Origin of the sequence: Streptomyces sp. NPDC046805, assembly GCF_040645355.1 — a bacterium.
Lineage (GTDB): Bacteria > Actinomycetota > Actinomycetes > Streptomycetales > Streptomycetaceae > Streptomyces.
On sequence record NZ_JBEYYC010000035.1, the window covers coordinates 32,028 to 46,988 of the forward strand.

General features: G+C 70.8%; 11 protein-coding genes. 4 read left to right on the forward strand and 7 right to left on the reverse strand.

The genetic code is table 11. The annotated features are described in order from the left end of the window. Positions 1 to 9: 9 nt before the first annotated feature. Genes mmsA through iolC form a run of 5 tightly spaced genes read right to left on the reverse strand, consistent with a single transcriptional unit; the run spans position 10 to position 6,163 of the window. Complete coding sequence (gene mmsA, locus ABZ910_RS30380) at positions 10 to 1,512, reverse strand: CoA-acylating methylmalonate-semialdehyde dehydrogenase (protein ID WP_361371168.1); 1,503 nt, start codon at positions 1,510 to 1,512, stop codon at positions 10 to 12. Between the two features lie 14 nt (positions 1,513 to 1,526). Then, complete coding sequence (gene iolD / locus ABZ910_RS30385; RefSeq protein ID WP_361371171.1) at positions 1,527 to 3,416, reverse strand: 3D-(3,5/4)-trihydroxycyclohexane-1,2-dione acylhydrolase (decyclizing); 1,890 nt, start codon at positions 3,414 to 3,416, stop codon at positions 1,527 to 1,529. Next, complete coding sequence (iolB, locus tag ABZ910_RS30390; protein ID WP_361371174.1) at positions 3,413 to 4,237, reverse strand: 5-deoxy-glucuronate isomerase; 825 nt, start codon at positions 4,235 to 4,237, stop codon at positions 3,413 to 3,415. The genes iolD and iolB overlap by 4 nt, the downstream gene beginning before the upstream one ends. A gap of 7 nt (positions 4,238 to 4,244) precedes the next feature. Further along, positions 4,245 to 5,198: a deoxyribose-phosphate aldolase gene (locus ABZ910_RS30395; protein WP_361371177.1), complete on the reverse strand. Its 954-nt coding sequence runs from the start codon at positions 5,196 to 5,198 to the stop codon at positions 4,245 to 4,247. Further along, the gene (gene iolC, locus ABZ910_RS30400) at positions 5,195 to 6,163 is read right to left on the reverse strand and encodes a 5-dehydro-2-deoxygluconokinase (RefSeq protein ID WP_361371179.1); all 969 of its coding nucleotides are present in this window, start codon (positions 6,161 to 6,163) and stop codon (positions 5,195 to 5,197) included. Before iolC ends, ABZ910_RS30395 begins: the two co-directional genes overlap by 4 nt. A 154-nt stretch (positions 6,164 to 6,317) precedes the next feature. Between iolC and ABZ910_RS30405 the strand changes: the two genes are divergently transcribed. From ABZ910_RS30405 to ABZ910_RS30420, 4 genes are all read left to right on the forward strand, one after another. Beyond that, positions 6,318 to 7,244 carry a sugar phosphate isomerase/epimerase gene (locus ABZ910_RS30405; RefSeq protein WP_361371182.1) on the forward strand — a complete coding sequence of 309 codons (927 nt, stop codon included), beginning with the start codon at positions 6,318 to 6,320 and terminating at the stop codon, positions 7,242 to 7,244. A gap of 303 nt (positions 7,245 to 7,547) precedes the next feature. Further along, positions 7,548 to 7,748, forward strand: coding sequence for a MerR family transcriptional regulator (locus ABZ910_RS30410; protein WP_361371185.1), 201 nt, complete (start codon positions 7,548 to 7,550; stop codon positions 7,746 to 7,748). Positions 7,749 to 7,923: 175 nt separating this feature from the next. Beyond that, the gene (locus tag ABZ910_RS30415) at positions 7,924 to 8,163 is read left to right on the forward strand and encodes a heavy-metal-associated domain-containing protein (protein WP_361371188.1); all 240 of its coding nucleotides are present in this window, start codon (positions 7,924 to 7,926) and stop codon (positions 8,161 to 8,163) included. A gap of 135 nt (positions 8,164 to 8,298) precedes the next feature. Then, positions 8,299 to 10,578 (forward strand): heavy metal translocating P-type ATPase, encoded by a 2,280-nt coding sequence (locus ABZ910_RS30420; protein WP_361371191.1) that lies wholly within the window; start codon positions 8,299 to 8,301, stop codon positions 10,576 to 10,578. Between the two features lie 545 nt (positions 10,579 to 11,123). On the opposite strand, the gene ABZ910_RS30425 is transcribed toward ABZ910_RS30420, so the two are convergent. Next, a complete protein-coding gene (locus ABZ910_RS30425; RefSeq protein ID WP_361371194.1) occupies positions 11,124 to 12,413 on the reverse strand; it encodes a citrate synthase in 1,290 nt (429 codons plus the stop codon). Positions 12,414 to 12,612: 199 nt separating this feature from the next. After that, a complete protein-coding gene (locus tag ABZ910_RS30430; RefSeq protein WP_361371197.1) occupies positions 12,613 to 14,901 on the reverse strand; it encodes an ATP-dependent RecD-like DNA helicase in 2,289 nt (762 codons plus the stop codon). Positions 14,902 to 14,961 lie beyond the last annotated feature (60 nt).

Here is a 14,961-nt window from a genome sequence, read left to right on the forward strand (position 1 = left end):
CCGACGGGCTCAGTGGTTGCGCGGGAAGCCGAGGTCGACGCCCGCCGGGGCGTCGGCCGGGTCCGGCCAGCGGGTCGTGACGACCTTGCCGCGGGTGTAGAAGTGCGTGCCGTCGTTGCCGTAGATGTGGTGGTCGCCGAAGAGCGAGTCCTTCCAGCCGCCGAAGGAGTGGTAGCCGACGGGGACCGGGATCGGGACGTTCACGCCGACCATGCCGGCCTCGATCTCCAGCTGGAAGCGGCGGGCGGCGCCGCCGTCCCGGGTGAAGATGGCGGTGCCGTTGCCGAACGGCGAGGCGTTGATGAGGGCCACGCCCTCCTCGTAGGTGTCGGCGCGCAGGACGCACAGCACCGGGCCGAAGATCTCGTCCTGGTAGGCCTTGGCGCTCGTCGGCACCTTGTCGAGCAGCGAGATGCCGATCCAGTGGCCGTCCTCGAAGCCGTCGACCGTGTACCCGGTGCCGTCGAGCACGACCTCGGCGCCCTCGGCGGCGGCACCGGAGACGTACGACGCCACCTTGTCGCGGTGTGCCTTGGTGATGAGCGGGCCCATCTCGGAGGCCGGGTCGTTGCCGGGACCGATCTTGATCTTCTCGGCGCGCTCGCGGATCTTCTCCACCAGCTCGTCGCCGATGGCGCCGACCGCGACGACCGCGGAGATGGCCATGCAGCGCTCGCCGGCGGAGCCGTAGGCGGCCGAGACCGCCGCGTCGGCGGCCGCGTCCAGGTCGGCGTCCGGCAGGACCAGCATGTGGTTCTTGGCGCCGCCGAGCGCCTGCACGCGCTTGCCGTTGGCGGAGGCCGTGGTGTGGATGTAGCGGGCGATCGGGGTCGAGCCGACGAAGGAGACGGCCCTCACGTCCGGGTGCTCCAGGAGCCGGTCGACGGCCACCTTGTCGCCGTGCACGACGTTGAAGACACCGTCCGGCAGACCGGCCTCGGCCAGCAGCTCGGCGAGCTTGTTGGCCGCCGACGGATCCTTCTCGGAGGGCTTGAGCACGAAGGTGTTGCCGCACGCGATGGCGATCGGGAACATCCACATCGGCACCATCGCCGGGAAGTTGAACGGCGTGATGCCCGCGACGACTCCGAGCGGCTGGCGGATCGCGGCCACGTCGACGTTGGTGGCGACCTGCGTGGACAGCTCGCCCTTCAGCTGCACGGTGATGCCGCACGCGAGGTCGATGATCTCCAGGCCGCGCGCCACCTCGCCGAGGGCGTCGGAGTGCACCTTGCCGTGCTCGGCGGTGAGCAGCTCGGCGATCTCGTCGCGGTGGGCGTCGACCAGCGCGCGGAACTTGAACAGGATCCCGGTCCGCTGGGCCAGCGAGGACCGGCCCCAGGTCGCGAAGGCGTCCTGGGCGGCGGCCACCGCCGCGTCCACCTCGTCGACCGTCGCGAACGCGACCTTGGTGGTGACGGCACCGGTCGCCGGGTCGGTGACCGGCCCGTACGTACCCGAGGCGCCTTCGACGGTCTTGCCGCCGATCCAGTGGTTGACGATCTTCGTCATGCCCGGTAACTCCTTCACAGATGGCGGCGTCGGGTCGAGACGTGCCGTTCGTACAGCTCACGCGCCTTGACCGCGGGCGTTCTCGTCGCGGTCTCGGCCACAGGAACATCCCACCAGGCCTGCGCCAAAGGCGCGCCCGACACACTGTCTGCCGTTTCGGTCTCCACGTAGACACATGTGGGGGTGTCGGCGGCCCGCGCCTCGGCGAGCGCCGTGCGCAACTCCCCCACGGTCCGCGCGCGCAGCACGCGCATGCCGAGGCTGGCCGCGTTGGCGGCGAGGTCGACGGGGAGCGGGGCGCCGGTGTAGCGGCCGTCCTCGGCCGGGTAGCGGTAGGCGGTGGCGAACCCCTCCGCGCCCACCGACTCCGACAGCCCGCCGATCGAGGCGTAGCCGTGGTTCTGCACCAGCACCATCTTGATCGCGACGCCCTCCTGGACGGCGGTCACGATCTCGGTCGGCATCATCAGATACGTCCCGTCGCCGACCAGGGCCCACACGGGCCGGTCGGGAGCGGCCAGCTTCACCCCGATCGCGGCCGGGATCTCGTAGCCCATGCACGAGTAGCCGTACTCCAGGTGGTACTGGTCCCGCGACCGCGCGCGCCACAGCTTGTGCAGGTCGCCCGGGAGGGACCCGGCCGCGTTCACGATCACGTCCGTCTCGTCGACGACGCCGTCCAGCGCCCCCAGCACCTGCGGCTGCGTCGGCCGTACGCCGGGATCGTCGGCGGCGTAGGAGGCGTCGACGCGCCGCTCCCAGTGCGCCTTGCCCTCGGTGTACTCGGCGACGTACGCCTCGGCGACCCGGTGCCTGTGCATCTGGAGCCCCTCGGTCAGCTCCTCCAGGCCGCTGCGGGCGTCCGCGATCAGCGGCAGGCCGGCGAGTTTGTGGCCGTCGAAGGGGGCGATGGTGAGGTTGAGGAAGCGGACGTCCGGGTTCTCGAAGAGGGTGCCGGAGGCGGTGGTGAAGTCGGTGTAGCGGGTGCCGACGCCGATCACCAGGTCTGCGGTGCGGGCCAGTTCGTCCGCGGTGGCGGTGCCGGTGTGGCCGATGCCGCCGACGTCCTGCGGGTGGTCCCAGCGCAGGGAGCCCTTGCCGGACTGGGTGGCGGCGACCGGGATGCCGGTCGCCTCGGCGAACTCGGCGAGGGCGGCCTCGGCTCGGCTGTGGTGGACGCCGCCGCCCGCGACGAGCAGCGGCCGGCGGGCGGCGCGGATCGCCGTGACGGCCTCGGCGAGTTCGGCCGGGTCGGCGCCCGGGCGGCGCACGGTCCACACCCGCTCGGCGAAGAACTCCTCGGGCCAGTCGCAGGCCTCGGCCTGGACGTCCTGGGGCAGGGCGAGCGTCACGGCGCCGGTGTCCACGGGGTCGGTGAGCACGCGCATCGCCTGGAGCGCGGCCGGGATCAGGGCCTCCGGCCGGGTGATGCGGTCGAAGTACTTCGACACCGGGCGCAGGCAGTCGTTCACCGACACATCGCCCGCGTAGGGGACTTCGAGCTGCTGGAGGACCGGGTCGGCGGGGCGCGCCGCGAAGACGTCACCGGGCAGGAGCAGCACCGGCAGGTGGTTGACGGTGGCGAGGGCGGCTCCGGTGACGAGGTTGGTGGCGCCGGGGCCGATGGAGGTCGTCACCGCGTGCGTGGACAGGCGGTTGGACTGCCGCGCGTAGCCGACTGCCGCGTGCACCATGGCCTGTTCGTTGCGGCCCTGGTGGTACGGCATGTCGCCCGCGTACTCGACGAGCGCCTGGCCGATCCCCGCGACGTTGCCGTGGCCGAAGATGCCCCAGGTCGCGCCGATGAGCCGCTGCCGTACACCGTCCCGCTCGGTGTACTGGGCGGACAGGAAGCGAACGAGTGCCTGTGCGACCGTGAGCCGCTGCGAAGCCGGCGAGGTCATCGGTAACCCTCCGTGTGCTCGGGGTGGAAGCGGATCCGCCATTCCCGCGTCGCGCCGGGGCCGGCCATGACGTTCAGGTAGTACATGGCGTGGCCGGGCTGGGCGATGGACGGCCCGTGCCAGCCGTCGGGGACGAGGACGGCGTCGCCGGTGCGGACCTCGGCGAGGACGTCGGCTCCGCCCTCCCGTGAGGGGAACACGCGCTGGTATCCGAACCCGTTCGGCCCGTCGATCTCGAAGTAGTAGATCTCCTCCAACTCGGCCTCCTCGCCCGGCCGGTGCTCGTCGTGCTTGTGCGGCGGATACGAGGACCAGTTGCCGCCCGGCGTGACGACCTCGACGGCGATGAGCCGGTCGCAGTCGAAGGCGTCGGCGGAGGCGAAGTTGCGCACCTGGCGGGCGCAGACACCGTTGCCGCGCTGTTCGACGGGAACCTCCGGCGCGGGGCCGTAGCGGGCGGGGAGTCGTCGCTCGCACTTCGCTCCTGCCAGGGCGAAGCGGCCTCCCGCGCCGGAGGCGATCTGGACCCGGGCGTCCCGGGGCACGTACACGAAGTCGGAGACGCCCGCGAACACGCTTTCCCGGCCCAGGACTTGGAACTCCTCGTCCGTCGCGCCGTCCTCTGTACGCACCGTACAACCGCCGCCGAGCGGAAGCACGACCCACTCACTGTCGCCGGTGGTGAACTCGTGCGTACCGCCCGGCTCCAACTCGACGATCCGCAGGCTGCTGTGCGCCCATCCGGCCCGCTCGGGGTCGATGTCGACGGCGTACGGGGCACCGGCGGTCGAGCCGGCCGGCAGGTGCAGGTCTCTGGTCATGCGCCCCTCACAGCACTTCCACGGCGGTGTCCACGAGTTCGACGGCAAAGTCCACGGCGGCGGTCACGTCGCCGTCCGCCGGATACAGCAACGAGCGGCCGACCACCAGGCCGCGCACGGTGGGGAGTCGGAGGGCGTCGCGCCACTTCTCGAACGCCATGGCCTGGCCCTCGGGATCGTCGCCGATGTCGCCGCCCAGGAGCACGGCGGGAAGAGTGGAGGCCTCCATCACCCGGGCCATGTCGTCGGGGTTCTCGGTGACCGGGACCTTCAGCCAGGTGTAGGCCGAACTGCCGCCCAGACCGGAGGCGATGGCGAGGGACCGGGTGACCGCCGCGGCGCTCAGGTCGCTGCGCAGACGCCCCTCGGGAGTGCGCTCGCAGATGAACGGCTCGACGAAGACAGGGAGTCGACGCGCGGCCATGTCGTCGATGGCCCGCGCGGCCGACTCCAGGGTGGCGAGCGAGCCCGGGTCGTCGTAGTCGATGCGCAGCAGCAGCTTGCCCGCGTCGAAGCGGCGGTGCTGGATGTCCTCCGGGCGATGGCCGGTGAAGCGGTCGTCGAGTTCGAAGGAGGCGCCCTGGAGGCCGCCGCGGTTCATCGAGCCCATGACGACCTTGTGGTCCAACGCGCCGAGCAGCAGCAGGTCGTCGAGGATGTCGGCGGTGGCGAGGACGCCGTCGACGCCCGGGCGGGACAGCGCCAGGCACAGCCGCTCCAGCAGGTCGGCGCGGCTCGCCATGGCGAGCCCCCGGTCGCCGACGCCGAGCGCGCCGCGGGCCGGGTGGTCGGCGGCGACGATCATCAGCTGGCCGCTCGCGCTCAGCCGCGGTCTTCGGACCCGGCAGGCGGCGGCCTCGGCGATCGCCTCGGGGTGATGGGTGCGGGTGTGGACCAGTGCGGGCACGTCGACGCGCACGTGTCCGTCCCCGCCCACGCCGTCGCCCTGTCCGGCCGTCATCGCACCGCTCCCGTCTCCAGGGCGGCGGCCACCTCGTCGGCGGTGGGCATGGCCGAGGAGCACTCCAGGCGGGAGGCGACGATCGCACCTGCCGCGTTGGCGTACCGCATGATCTTCTCCACGCCCCAGCCCGCGAGCAGTCCGTGGCAGAGGGCGCCGCCGAAGGCGTCACCGGCACCGAGGCCGTTGAGGACGGTGACCGGGAGCGGCGGGACCTCGGCCGAGTCGCCGTCCCGGCTGACGGCGAGGACTCCCTTGGGTCCCTGCTTGACGACGGCGAGTTCGACACCGGCGTCGAGCAGCGCGCGGGCGGCGGCGTGCGGTTCGCGCAGCCCGGTGGCGATCTCCACCTCGTCGAGGTTGCCGACGGCGACGGTGGCGTGGCGCAGGGCCTCGGCGTAGAAGACACGGACGGCCGCCGGGGTGCGGCTCCAGGACGTGTTCTTCCACAACATGGGGCGCCAGTCGAGGTCGAAGACGGTCGCAGCGGACCGTGCGCGATCGGCGAGCGCCGCGAGGGTCGCCGTACGGCTGGGCTCCTCGCTCAGGCCGGTGCCGGTGACCCAGAAGACGCCCGCCTCGCGGATGGCGTCGAAGTCCAGGTCACCGGCCTCGATCTCCAGGTCGGGCGCCTTGGGCTGTCGGTAGAAGTACAGCGGGAAGTCGTCCGGCGGGAAGATCTCGCAGAAGGTGACCGGGGTGGGCAGTCCGGGCACCGGGGTGACCCAGCGGTCGTCGACGCCGAAGCCGCGCAGGGCCTCGTGCAGATAGGTGCCGAAGGGATCGTCGCCGGTGCGGGTGATCACGGCGGTGCGGCGGCCGAGGCGGGCCGCGGCGACCGCGACGTTCGTCGCCGAGCCACCGAGGAACTTGCCGAAGGACGACACCCGGGCGAGCGGGACACCCGTCTGCAGGGGGTAGAGATCCACTCCGATCCGCCCCATGGTGATCAGGTCGTACGCCATCGGCTTCCCTTCTGCGTCACGTCGTACCGCATCGGTCACTCATCCGCAGCTCTCCCCCGGTTTCTAGCCCCGTACCCGGAACCCTGTCAATGATTTGTCCGGACATTCGGACCAGTCCTTGACACTCCCTCCCGGGGCCCGCACGCTGGCGGCCATGACGTCGCTGTCACCCCAGTCTCCCGTTTCCGGTGTCTCCCGCATCCGGGTCGGCTCGGCGCCCGACTCCTGGGGCGTCTGGTTCCCGGACGATCCCGTACAAGTGCCCTGGCGGCGCTTCCTCGACGAGGTCGCGGAGGCCGGCTACGAGTGGATCGAGCTGGGCCCCTACGGGTATCTGCCGACCGACCCGGCCGTCCTCGCCGAGGAGACGGCGCGACGGGGGCTGAAGGTGTCGGCCGGCACGGTGTTCACGGGCCTGCACCACGGCACGGCCGTCTGGGACAGGACCTGGGCGCACGTCTCGGACATCGCCGCCCTGGCGCAATCGACGGGCGCCGGGCACCTGGTCGTCATCCCGTCCTTCTGGAGGGACGACAAGACCGGCGAGGTGCTGGAGCCGGACACCCTGACGCCCGGGCAGTGGCGGAACCTGACCTCGCTGACCGAGCGGCTCGGCCGGGAGGTGCGCGAGCGCTACGGCCTGCGGATCGTCGTGCACCCGCACGCCGACACCCACATCGACAGCGAGGAGAACGTCGCCCGCTTCCTGGACGGCACGGATCCCTCGCTCGTGTCGCTGTGCCTGGACACCGGACACTACGCGTACTGCGGCGGGGACAGCGTCAAGCTGATCCGGACCTACGGCGAGCGCATCGGCTATCTGCACCTTAAGCAGGTGGACCCGGAGATCCTGGCCGAAGTACGGGCGGACGGCACGCCGTTCGGGCCCGCGGTCGCGCGGGGCGTGATGTGCGAACCGCCGGCCGGGGTGCCCGCGCTCGGCCCGGTCCTGGAGGCGGCACGAGAACTGGACGCCGACCTGTTCGCGATCGTCGAGCAGGACATGTACCCGTGCGCGCCGGACCGGCCCCTGCCGATCGCCCGGCGGACGCGCGCGTTCCTGAGGTCGTGCGGGGCGTGACGCCTGCACGCCCGGTAACTCCCGTCCCCTCCCGGCTTCGTTAGCCCCCGAACGCCGGCAAGTCAACGCGCCCCGCCCTTGTACCGGCGCACGCCTTTGCCGCAGGTCTGTCACAAACGCCCCCTTCGTGTCACACATGTCCCGTGTACGCGGGTCCTGGGTCACACCCGGTCGACAGCCGCTTGCGCGTGCCGACCCCGCGTCGTTCACCAGACACAGGCTTGGTGATCGCCAGCGCCGCGCCCGGCTCCCCCGACGGCCGTCCCCGGCCGCCGACGCGGCGCGCGCAGGGAGGTGCGACTCATGACCGACCGAAGGCTCTGGTCCTACAAGGAGATCGCGGCACATATCAAGGTGCAGCCGGACACCGTACGGTCCTATCGCAAGCACGGACTACTGCCTCCGCCCGACCATGTGGAGGGAGGCCGACCCTACTGGTACGCGGACACCGTCCGCGCATGGGTCGCCTCCCGGCCCGGCAACCGGGGCAGAGGAGAGACCTGACGGCCCCGGCGAGACGGGCCGGGCACACGCCGCACCCGCGCCCCGTCTCCGGGCGGGGCAGGGGCGCCCCGGCCACGTCGTTCGTTGAGAAATACCCCCTAGGGGTATAGTGTGAAGAGCGCAGGCCCCCCTGAGGGTCCCTCTGGTCCCATACGCCCCGTCGAGGAGTAATGACATGACCGCCCAGACCGACACCCCGGACACCGTCACCACCGTCTACAAGGTGAGCGGGATGAGCTGCGGCCATTGCGAGGGCTCCATCGCCGGCGAGATCTCCGAGATTCCCGGCGTCAGCTCGGTGAAGGCCGTCGCCTCGACCGGCGAGGTCACCGTCGTCTCCGCCGCCCCGCTCGACGAGGAGGCCGTCCGCTCCGCCGTGGACGAGGCCGGCTTCGAGCTCGTCGGCAAGGCCTGATCGCGTACGCCCCCTGAATCCGAGCGCGTACACCCGCCCGCACCACATCTCCCGACCCGGGCCGTAGGGTTCCAGTATCGGCCGGCCAGCAGATACTGGAACCCTGCGGTCCGGTCCGTCGTCTGGAGCCCGGACATGACCAGCACCACCGCAGGAACACCGGCCCCCGCACAGGCGCCGACAGCAGCGGAGACCTCCGAGGTCGAGCTGCTCATCGGCGGGATGACCTGCGCGTCCTGCGCCGCCCGCGTCGAGAAGAAGCTCAACCGCATGGACGGCGTCAGCGCCACGGTGAACTTCGCGACGGAGAAGGCGAAGGTCGCCTACCCCCCGGGGGTAGGGGTCGCCGATCTGATCGCCACCGTGGTGAAGACGGGCTACACCGCAGAGGAGCCCGCGCCCCCGCAGCCCGAACCGGAGGCGGCGCAGACCACGGAGCAAGCCCCGGACCCCGAGCTCGCGGCCCTCCGTCACCGTCTGCTGATCTCCGTGCTGCTGGCCGTCCCGGTCGTCCTGCTCGCCATGGTCCCGGCCCTTCAGTTCGACAACTGGCAGTGGCTCTCGCTCACCCTCGCCGCCCCGGTCGTCGTCTGGGGCGGATGGCCGTTCCACCGGGCCGCCTGGACGAACCTCCGCCACGGCGCCGCCACCATGGACACGCTCGTCTCGGTCGGCACGCTGGCCGCGTTCGGCTGGTCGCTGTGGGCGCTGTTCTTCGGCGACGCGGGCAGACCGGGCCTGCACGACACGTTCCGGTCCACCGTCTCCCGCATGGACGGCGCGTCCACCATCTACCTCGAGGTGGCCGCCGGAGTCGTCGCCCTGATCCTGCTCGGCCGCTATCTGGAGGCCCGCTCCAAGCGGCGCGCGGGGGCGGCGCTGCGGGCGCTGATGGAGCTGGGCGCCAAGGACGTCGCCGTGCTGCGCGGGGGCCGCGAAGTGCGCGTCCCCGTGGCTCGGCTGGCCGTCGGCGACCGGTTCGTCGTACGGCCCGGCGAGAAGATCGCCACCGACGGCACGGTGGTCGAGGGCGCGTCCGCCGTCGACGCGTCCATGCTGACCGGCGAGTCGGTACCGGTGGACGTGACCGTCGGGGACGCGGTCACCGGGGCCACGGTCAACGCGGGCGGCCGGCTCGTCGTCGAGGCGACCCGGGTCGGCGCGGACACCCAACTCGCCCGGATGGCGAGGCTGGTCGAGGACGCGCAGAACGGCAAGGCCGAGGTGCAGCGGCTGGCCGACCGGATCTCCGCGGTGTTCGTCCCGGTCGTCATCCTCATCGCGCTCGGCACGTTCGGGGTCTGGCTCGGCGTCACGGGCGACGCGGCCGCCGCCTTCACGGCCGCCGTCGCCGTGCTGATCATCGCCTGCCCCTGCGCCCTGGGCCTGGCCACGCCGACCGCGCTGATGGTCGGCACCGGCCGGGGCGCCCAACTCGGCATCCTCATCAAGGGCCCCGAGGTCCTGGAGTCCACGCGCCGCGTCGACACGGTCGTCCTGGACAAGACCGGCACGATCACCACTGGCCGCATGACCCTCCAGGAGGCGTACGCCGCCGACGGCACCGACGAGAAGGAGCTGCTGCGGCTCGCGGGCGCCCTGGAGCACGCCTCCGAGCACCCCGTCGCCCGCGCGATCGCGGCCGGCGCCGAGGAGCGGGTCGGCACGCTGCCGGAGGTCGAGCACTTCGAGAACGTCCCCGGGCGGGGCGTGCGCGGGCGCGTGGACGGCCACGAGGTGGTCGTGGGGCGCCTCGCCGAGAACGGCACAGGGCTCCCGGCGGAGTTGGCCCGCGCCAAGGAGAAGATCGAGAACGGCGGTCGTACGGCCGTCGTGGCCGGGTGGGACGGAGCCGCGCGCGGTGTCCTCGCCGTCGCCGACGCGGTCAAGGAGACCAGCGCCGAGGCGATACGGGAACTGCGCGCACTGGGGCTCACGCCGGTCCTGCTGACCGGGGACAACCGCACCGTGGCCGAGGCGGTGGCGCGCGCTGTCGGGATCGACTCCGACGATGTGATCGCCGAGGTGCTGCCCGAGGACAAGGTCGACGTCGTACGGCGGTTGCAGGGCGAGGGCCGGACCGTCGCCATGGTGGGCGACGGGGTCAACGACGCGGCCGCGCTCGCCACCGCCGACCTGGGGCTGGCGATGGGCACGGGCACGGACGCCGCGATCGAGGCGGGCGATCTGACGCTGGTGCGCGGGGACCTGAGGGTGGCCGCGGACGCCATCCGGCTGTCCCGCAGGACGCTGACCACGATCAAGGGCAACCTGCTGTGGGCCTTCGGCTACAACGTGGCCGCGCTGCCGCTGGCGGCCGCCGGGCTGCTGAACCCGATGATCGCGGGTGCGGCGATGGCGTTCTCGTCGGTGTTCGTGGTGACGAACAGCCTGCGGCTGCGCAGGTTCCGCTGAGGGAGCCGCGGAGGCCCTCTTGGAGTCCAACGGCCGTCTCACATAAGCTCTTCACAACGCTCGCGCATTATCCTTACGCTTGGGCTCTGATCGAGATATCGGAGCTCTTGCGCATTTAACGGACATACGCAAGAGACGCAGATCACAGTGATGTGAAGGTAACCATCGAAGGGGTTCGACGGTCTAAGTTGACGGTGTCAGACGGCGTCTTGGGGGGCGTCGGACGACACCTGGGGACGTCTTTGGGGGACCTCCTCAGATGGGGGCACCTCCCTGCTCGAACGTAGGTGAGAGCTTGGGGGAGCGTTGCCGGGGCGCGTACTTCGGGAAGCTTTGAGCGGCCCTCCCGATCCGTACGGGTCCCGGCAGACCGCATGCATCACTGCTGCAGCGATTCAGGCGCTGTCCGCACCGAGCGCCCGGCCGGATCCCGTGGGGGGAATCCGCACCGGGACACGGGAAGGCGCCCTGGTCGTCGGCCCGTGGGGGGACCGACGCGCCAGGGCGCCTTCTGTATGTCGTCGCCTCTAAGCGGCTGCGGAGGTTCAGCGCTCCTCGACCGGGACGAAATCGCGCTCGACCACGCCCGTGTAGATCTGGCGCGGGCGGCCGATGCGGGAGCCCGGCTCCTTGATCATCTCGTGCCACTGGGCGATCCAGCCCGGCAGACGGCCGAGGGCGAACAGGACCGTGAACATCTCGGTCGGGAAGCCCATGGCGCGGTAGATCAGACCCGTGTAGAAGTCCACGTTCGGGTAGAGCTTGCGCTCGACGAAGTAGTCGTCGGAGAGCGCGTGCTCCTCCAGCTTGAGGGCGATGTCGAGGAGCTCGTCCTCCTTGCCCAGCGCGGAGAGCACGTCGTGCGCGGCGGCCTTGATGATGCGGGCGCGCGGGTCGAAGTTCTTGTAGACCCGGTGGCCGAAGCCCATCAGGCGGACGCCGTCCTCCTTGTTCTTCACCTTGCGGATGAAGGTGTCGACGTCGCCGCCCGCGTCGCGGATGCCCTCGAGCATCTCCAGCACGGACTGGTTGGCGCCGCCGTGCAGCGGGCCCCACAGGGCGCTGATGCCGGCCGAGATCGACGCGAACATGTTGGCCTGGGACGAACCCACCAGGCGGACCGTCGACGTGGAGCAGTTCTGCTCGTGGTCGGCGTGCAGGATCAGCAGCTTGTCGAGGGCGGAGACCACGACCGGGTCCAGCTCGAACTCGTCCGCCGGGACCGAGAAGGTCATGCGGAGGAAGTTCTCGACGTAACCGAGGTCGTTGCGCGGGTAGACGAACGGGTGGCCGATCGACTTCTTGTACGCGTACGCCGCGATCGTCGGGAGCTTGGCGAGCAGGCGGATCGTGGAGAGGTTGCGCTGCTGCTCGTCGAAGGGGTTGTGGCTGTCCTGGTAGAAGGTGGACAGCGCGGAGACCACCGACGACAGCATGGCCATCGGGTGGGCGTCGCGCGGGAAGCCCTTGTAGAAGTTCTTGACGTCCTCGTGCAGCATCGTGTGCCGCGTGATGTCGTTCTTGAACGTCGTGAGCTCGTCGACGGTGGGCAGCTCGCCGTTGATCAGCAGGTAGGCCACCTCGAGGAAGGTGGAGCGCTCGGCCAGCTGCTCGATCGGATAGCCGCGGTAGCGGAGGATGCCCGACTCACCGTCGAGGTAGGTGATGGCGGATTTGTACGCGGCCGTATTGCCGTAGCCGCTGTCCAGCGTCACCAGACCGGTATGGGCGCGGAGCTTGCCGATGTCGAAGCCCTTGTCGCCGACGGTGCTGTCGACCACCGGGTAGGTGTACTCGCCGCCGCCGTACCGCAGTACTACAGAGTTGTCGCTCACGTCTTCCCTCACCGGACGTAGTGCCTCATCTTCGAGGTGCCCTGACTGTCTCTACCATCCCCCATTTGGCTCAGGAGAGTGCACTCGGGGTCGACCATTGGGCCTACTGGCGGCACTCAGTGCCGTCAGCCTGCACATCCTGCCCCCTCAATACGGGTATCCGGAAGTGCTCTGTGACCCATACGACTCATTTGATCGATCATTTTTCGTGACGCCGGTCCGCAGGGTCGTGATGGCGGTCCTGAGCGGTGACGCGGCGCCCCGAATCGGGGCCGCGCAGCCTGAAGTCCAGTGCTGTGCAGCGCCGTCCGGCCGACACCGTGCGCACCGCCTGACCGATCGCCTTGCGTGAACCGACGAGCACGACGAGCTTCTTCGCGCGGGTGACTGCCGTGTAGAGCAGGTTGCGCTGGAGCATCATCCAGGCCCCGGTGGTCACCGGGATGACCACCGCCGGATACTCACTGCCCTGCGAGCGGTGGATGGTCACCGCGTACGCGTGGGCCAGCTCGTCCAGTTCGTCGAACTCGTACGAAACCTCCTCGTCCTCGTCCGTCAGCACCGTGAGCCGCTGGTCGACCGGGTCGAGCGAGGTGACGACGCCCACGGTGCCGTTGAAGACACCGTTCTTGCCCTTCTCGTAATTGTTGCGGATCTGGGTGACCTTGTCGCCGACTCGGAAGACCCGGCCACCGAACCGCTTCTCGGGCAGGTCGGGCCGCCCCGGCGTGATGGCCTGCTGGAGCAGCCCGTTGAGGGTTCCGGCTCCGGCCGGGCCGCGGTGCATCGGCGCGAGCACCTGTACGTCCCGGCGCGGGTCGAGCCCGAACCGGGCCGGCACGCGGCGGGCCGCGACGTCCACGGTCAGCCGCCCCGCCTCCTCCGTCTCGTCCTCGACGAAGAGGAAGAAGTCCTTCATGCCGTCGGTGACCGGATGCTGCCCGGAGTTGATCCGGTGCGCGTTCGTCACCACCCCCGACTGCTGGGCCTGCCGGAAGACCCGGGTCAGGCGCACGGCCGGGATCGGACTGCCGTCCGCCAGCAGGTCCCGCAGGACCTCGCCCGCGCCGACGCTGGGCAGCTGGTCCACGTCCCCGACGAAGAGCAGGTGCGCCCCCGGAGGCACCGCCTTGACCAGCTTGTTGGCGAGCAGCAGGTCCAGCATGGAGGCCTCGTCCACGACCACGAGGTCGGCGTCCAGCGGGCGGTCCCGGTCGTACGCGGCGTCGCCGCCCGGCTTGAGTTCGAGCAGCCGGTGGACGGTGGAGGCCTCCGCTCCGGTGAGCTCGGCCAGCCGCTTGGCGGCGCGTCCGGTGGGGGCGGCCAGCACGACCTTCGCCTTCTTCGCGCGGGCCAGCTCCACGATCGAGCGGACCGTGAAGGACTTGCCGCAGCCGGGGCCGCCGGTGAGGACGGCCACCTTCTCGGACAGCGCCAGTCTGACGGCGGCCTCCTGCTCGGGCGCGAGATCGGTCCCCGTACGCCCCTTGAGCCAGCCGAGGGCCTTGCCCCAGTCGACGGTCCGGAAGGACGGCATCCGGTCCTCGCCGGTGCGCAGCAGGCGCAACAGTTGGGCGGAGAGGGAGAGTTCGGCGCGGTGGAAGGGGACGAGGTAGACGCCGGTGACGAACTCGCCGCCGTCCGGTCCGGGCACCTGCTCCCGCACGACACCGGGCTCGGCCCCCTCCTCGTCTGGCTCGGCCAGCGCGGCGAGGCACTCGATCACCAGCCCGGTGTCGACCTGGAGCAGCTTCACCGCGTCGGCGATGAGCCGCTCCTCGGGCAGGAAGCAGTGGCCCTGGTCGGCGGACTGCGACAGGGCGTACTGCAGGCCCGCCTTGACGCGCTCCGGGCTGTCGTGCGGTATGCCGACGGACTGGGCGATCTTGTCGGCGGTGAGGAAGCCGATGCCCCACACGTCGGCGGCCAGCCGGTAGGGCTGGTTCTTCACGACGGAGATCGACGCGTCGCCGTACTTCTTGTAGATGCGCACGGCGATGGACGTGGACACCTCGACGGTCTGGAGGAAGAGCATGACCTCCTTGATCGCCTTCTGCTCCTCCCAGGCGTCGGCGATCCGCCTGGTGCGCTTGGGGCCGAGCCCGGGGACCTCGATCAGCCGCTTCGGCTCCTCCTCGATGATCCGCAGGGTGTCCAGCCCGAAGTGCTGCGTGATGCGGTCGGCGAAGACCGGTCCGATGCCCTTGACCAGGCCCGATCCGAGGTAGCGCCGGATGCCCTGGACGGTGGCCGGCAGGACGGTCGTGTAGTTCTCGACGGTGAACTGCTTGCCGTACTGCGGATGCGAGCCCCAGCGGCCCTCCATGCGCAGCGACTCGCCGACCTGGGCGCCGAGCAGCGCGCCCACGACCGTGAGCAGGTCGCCGCCGCCCCGTCCGGTGTCGACGCGGGCGACCGTGTAGCCGTTCTCCTCGTTGGCGTACGTGATCCGCTCCAGAACGCCTTCGAGTACCGCCAGGTTGGACATGATCCGACGCTACAGGCCGGGTCCGACATCGCGGACACGAGCGACCGGGGAGCGTTCGAG

What these genes read in the sequence shown, in the direction of transcription:
- mmsA (WP_361371168.1), bottom strand. Translation starts at nt 1,512, where the DNA reads ATGACGAAGATCGTCAACCACTGGATCGGCGGCAAGACCGTCGAAGGC.
- iolD (WP_361371171.1), bottom strand. Translation starts at nt 3,416, where the DNA reads ATGACCTCGCCGGCTTCGCAGCGGCTCACGGTCGCACAGGCACTCGTT.
- iolB (WP_361371174.1), bottom strand. Translation starts at nt 4,237, where the DNA reads ATGACCAGAGACCTGCACCTGCCGGCCGGCTCGACCGCCGGTGCCCCG.
- ABZ910_RS30395 (WP_361371177.1), bottom strand. Translation starts at nt 5,198, where the DNA reads ATGACGGCCGGACAGGGCGACGGCGTGGGCGGGGACGGACACGTGCGC.
- iolC (WP_361371179.1), bottom strand. Translation starts at nt 6,163, where the DNA reads ATGGCGTACGACCTGATCACCATGGGGCGGATCGGAGTGGATCTCTAC.
- ABZ910_RS30405 (WP_361371182.1), top strand. Translation starts at nt 6,318, where the DNA reads ATGACGTCGCTGTCACCCCAGTCTCCCGTTTCCGGTGTCTCCCGCATC.
- ABZ910_RS30410 (WP_361371185.1), top strand. Translation starts at nt 7,548, where the DNA reads ATGACCGACCGAAGGCTCTGGTCCTACAAGGAGATCGCGGCACATATC.
- ABZ910_RS30415 (WP_361371188.1), top strand. Translation starts at nt 7,924, where the DNA reads ATGACCGCCCAGACCGACACCCCGGACACCGTCACCACCGTCTACAAG.
- ABZ910_RS30420 (WP_361371191.1), top strand. Translation starts at nt 8,299, where the DNA reads ATGACCAGCACCACCGCAGGAACACCGGCCCCCGCACAGGCGCCGACA.
- ABZ910_RS30430 (WP_361371197.1), bottom strand. Translation starts at nt 14,901, where the DNA reads ATGTCCAACCTGGCGGTACTCGAAGGCGTTCTGGAGCGGATCACGTAC.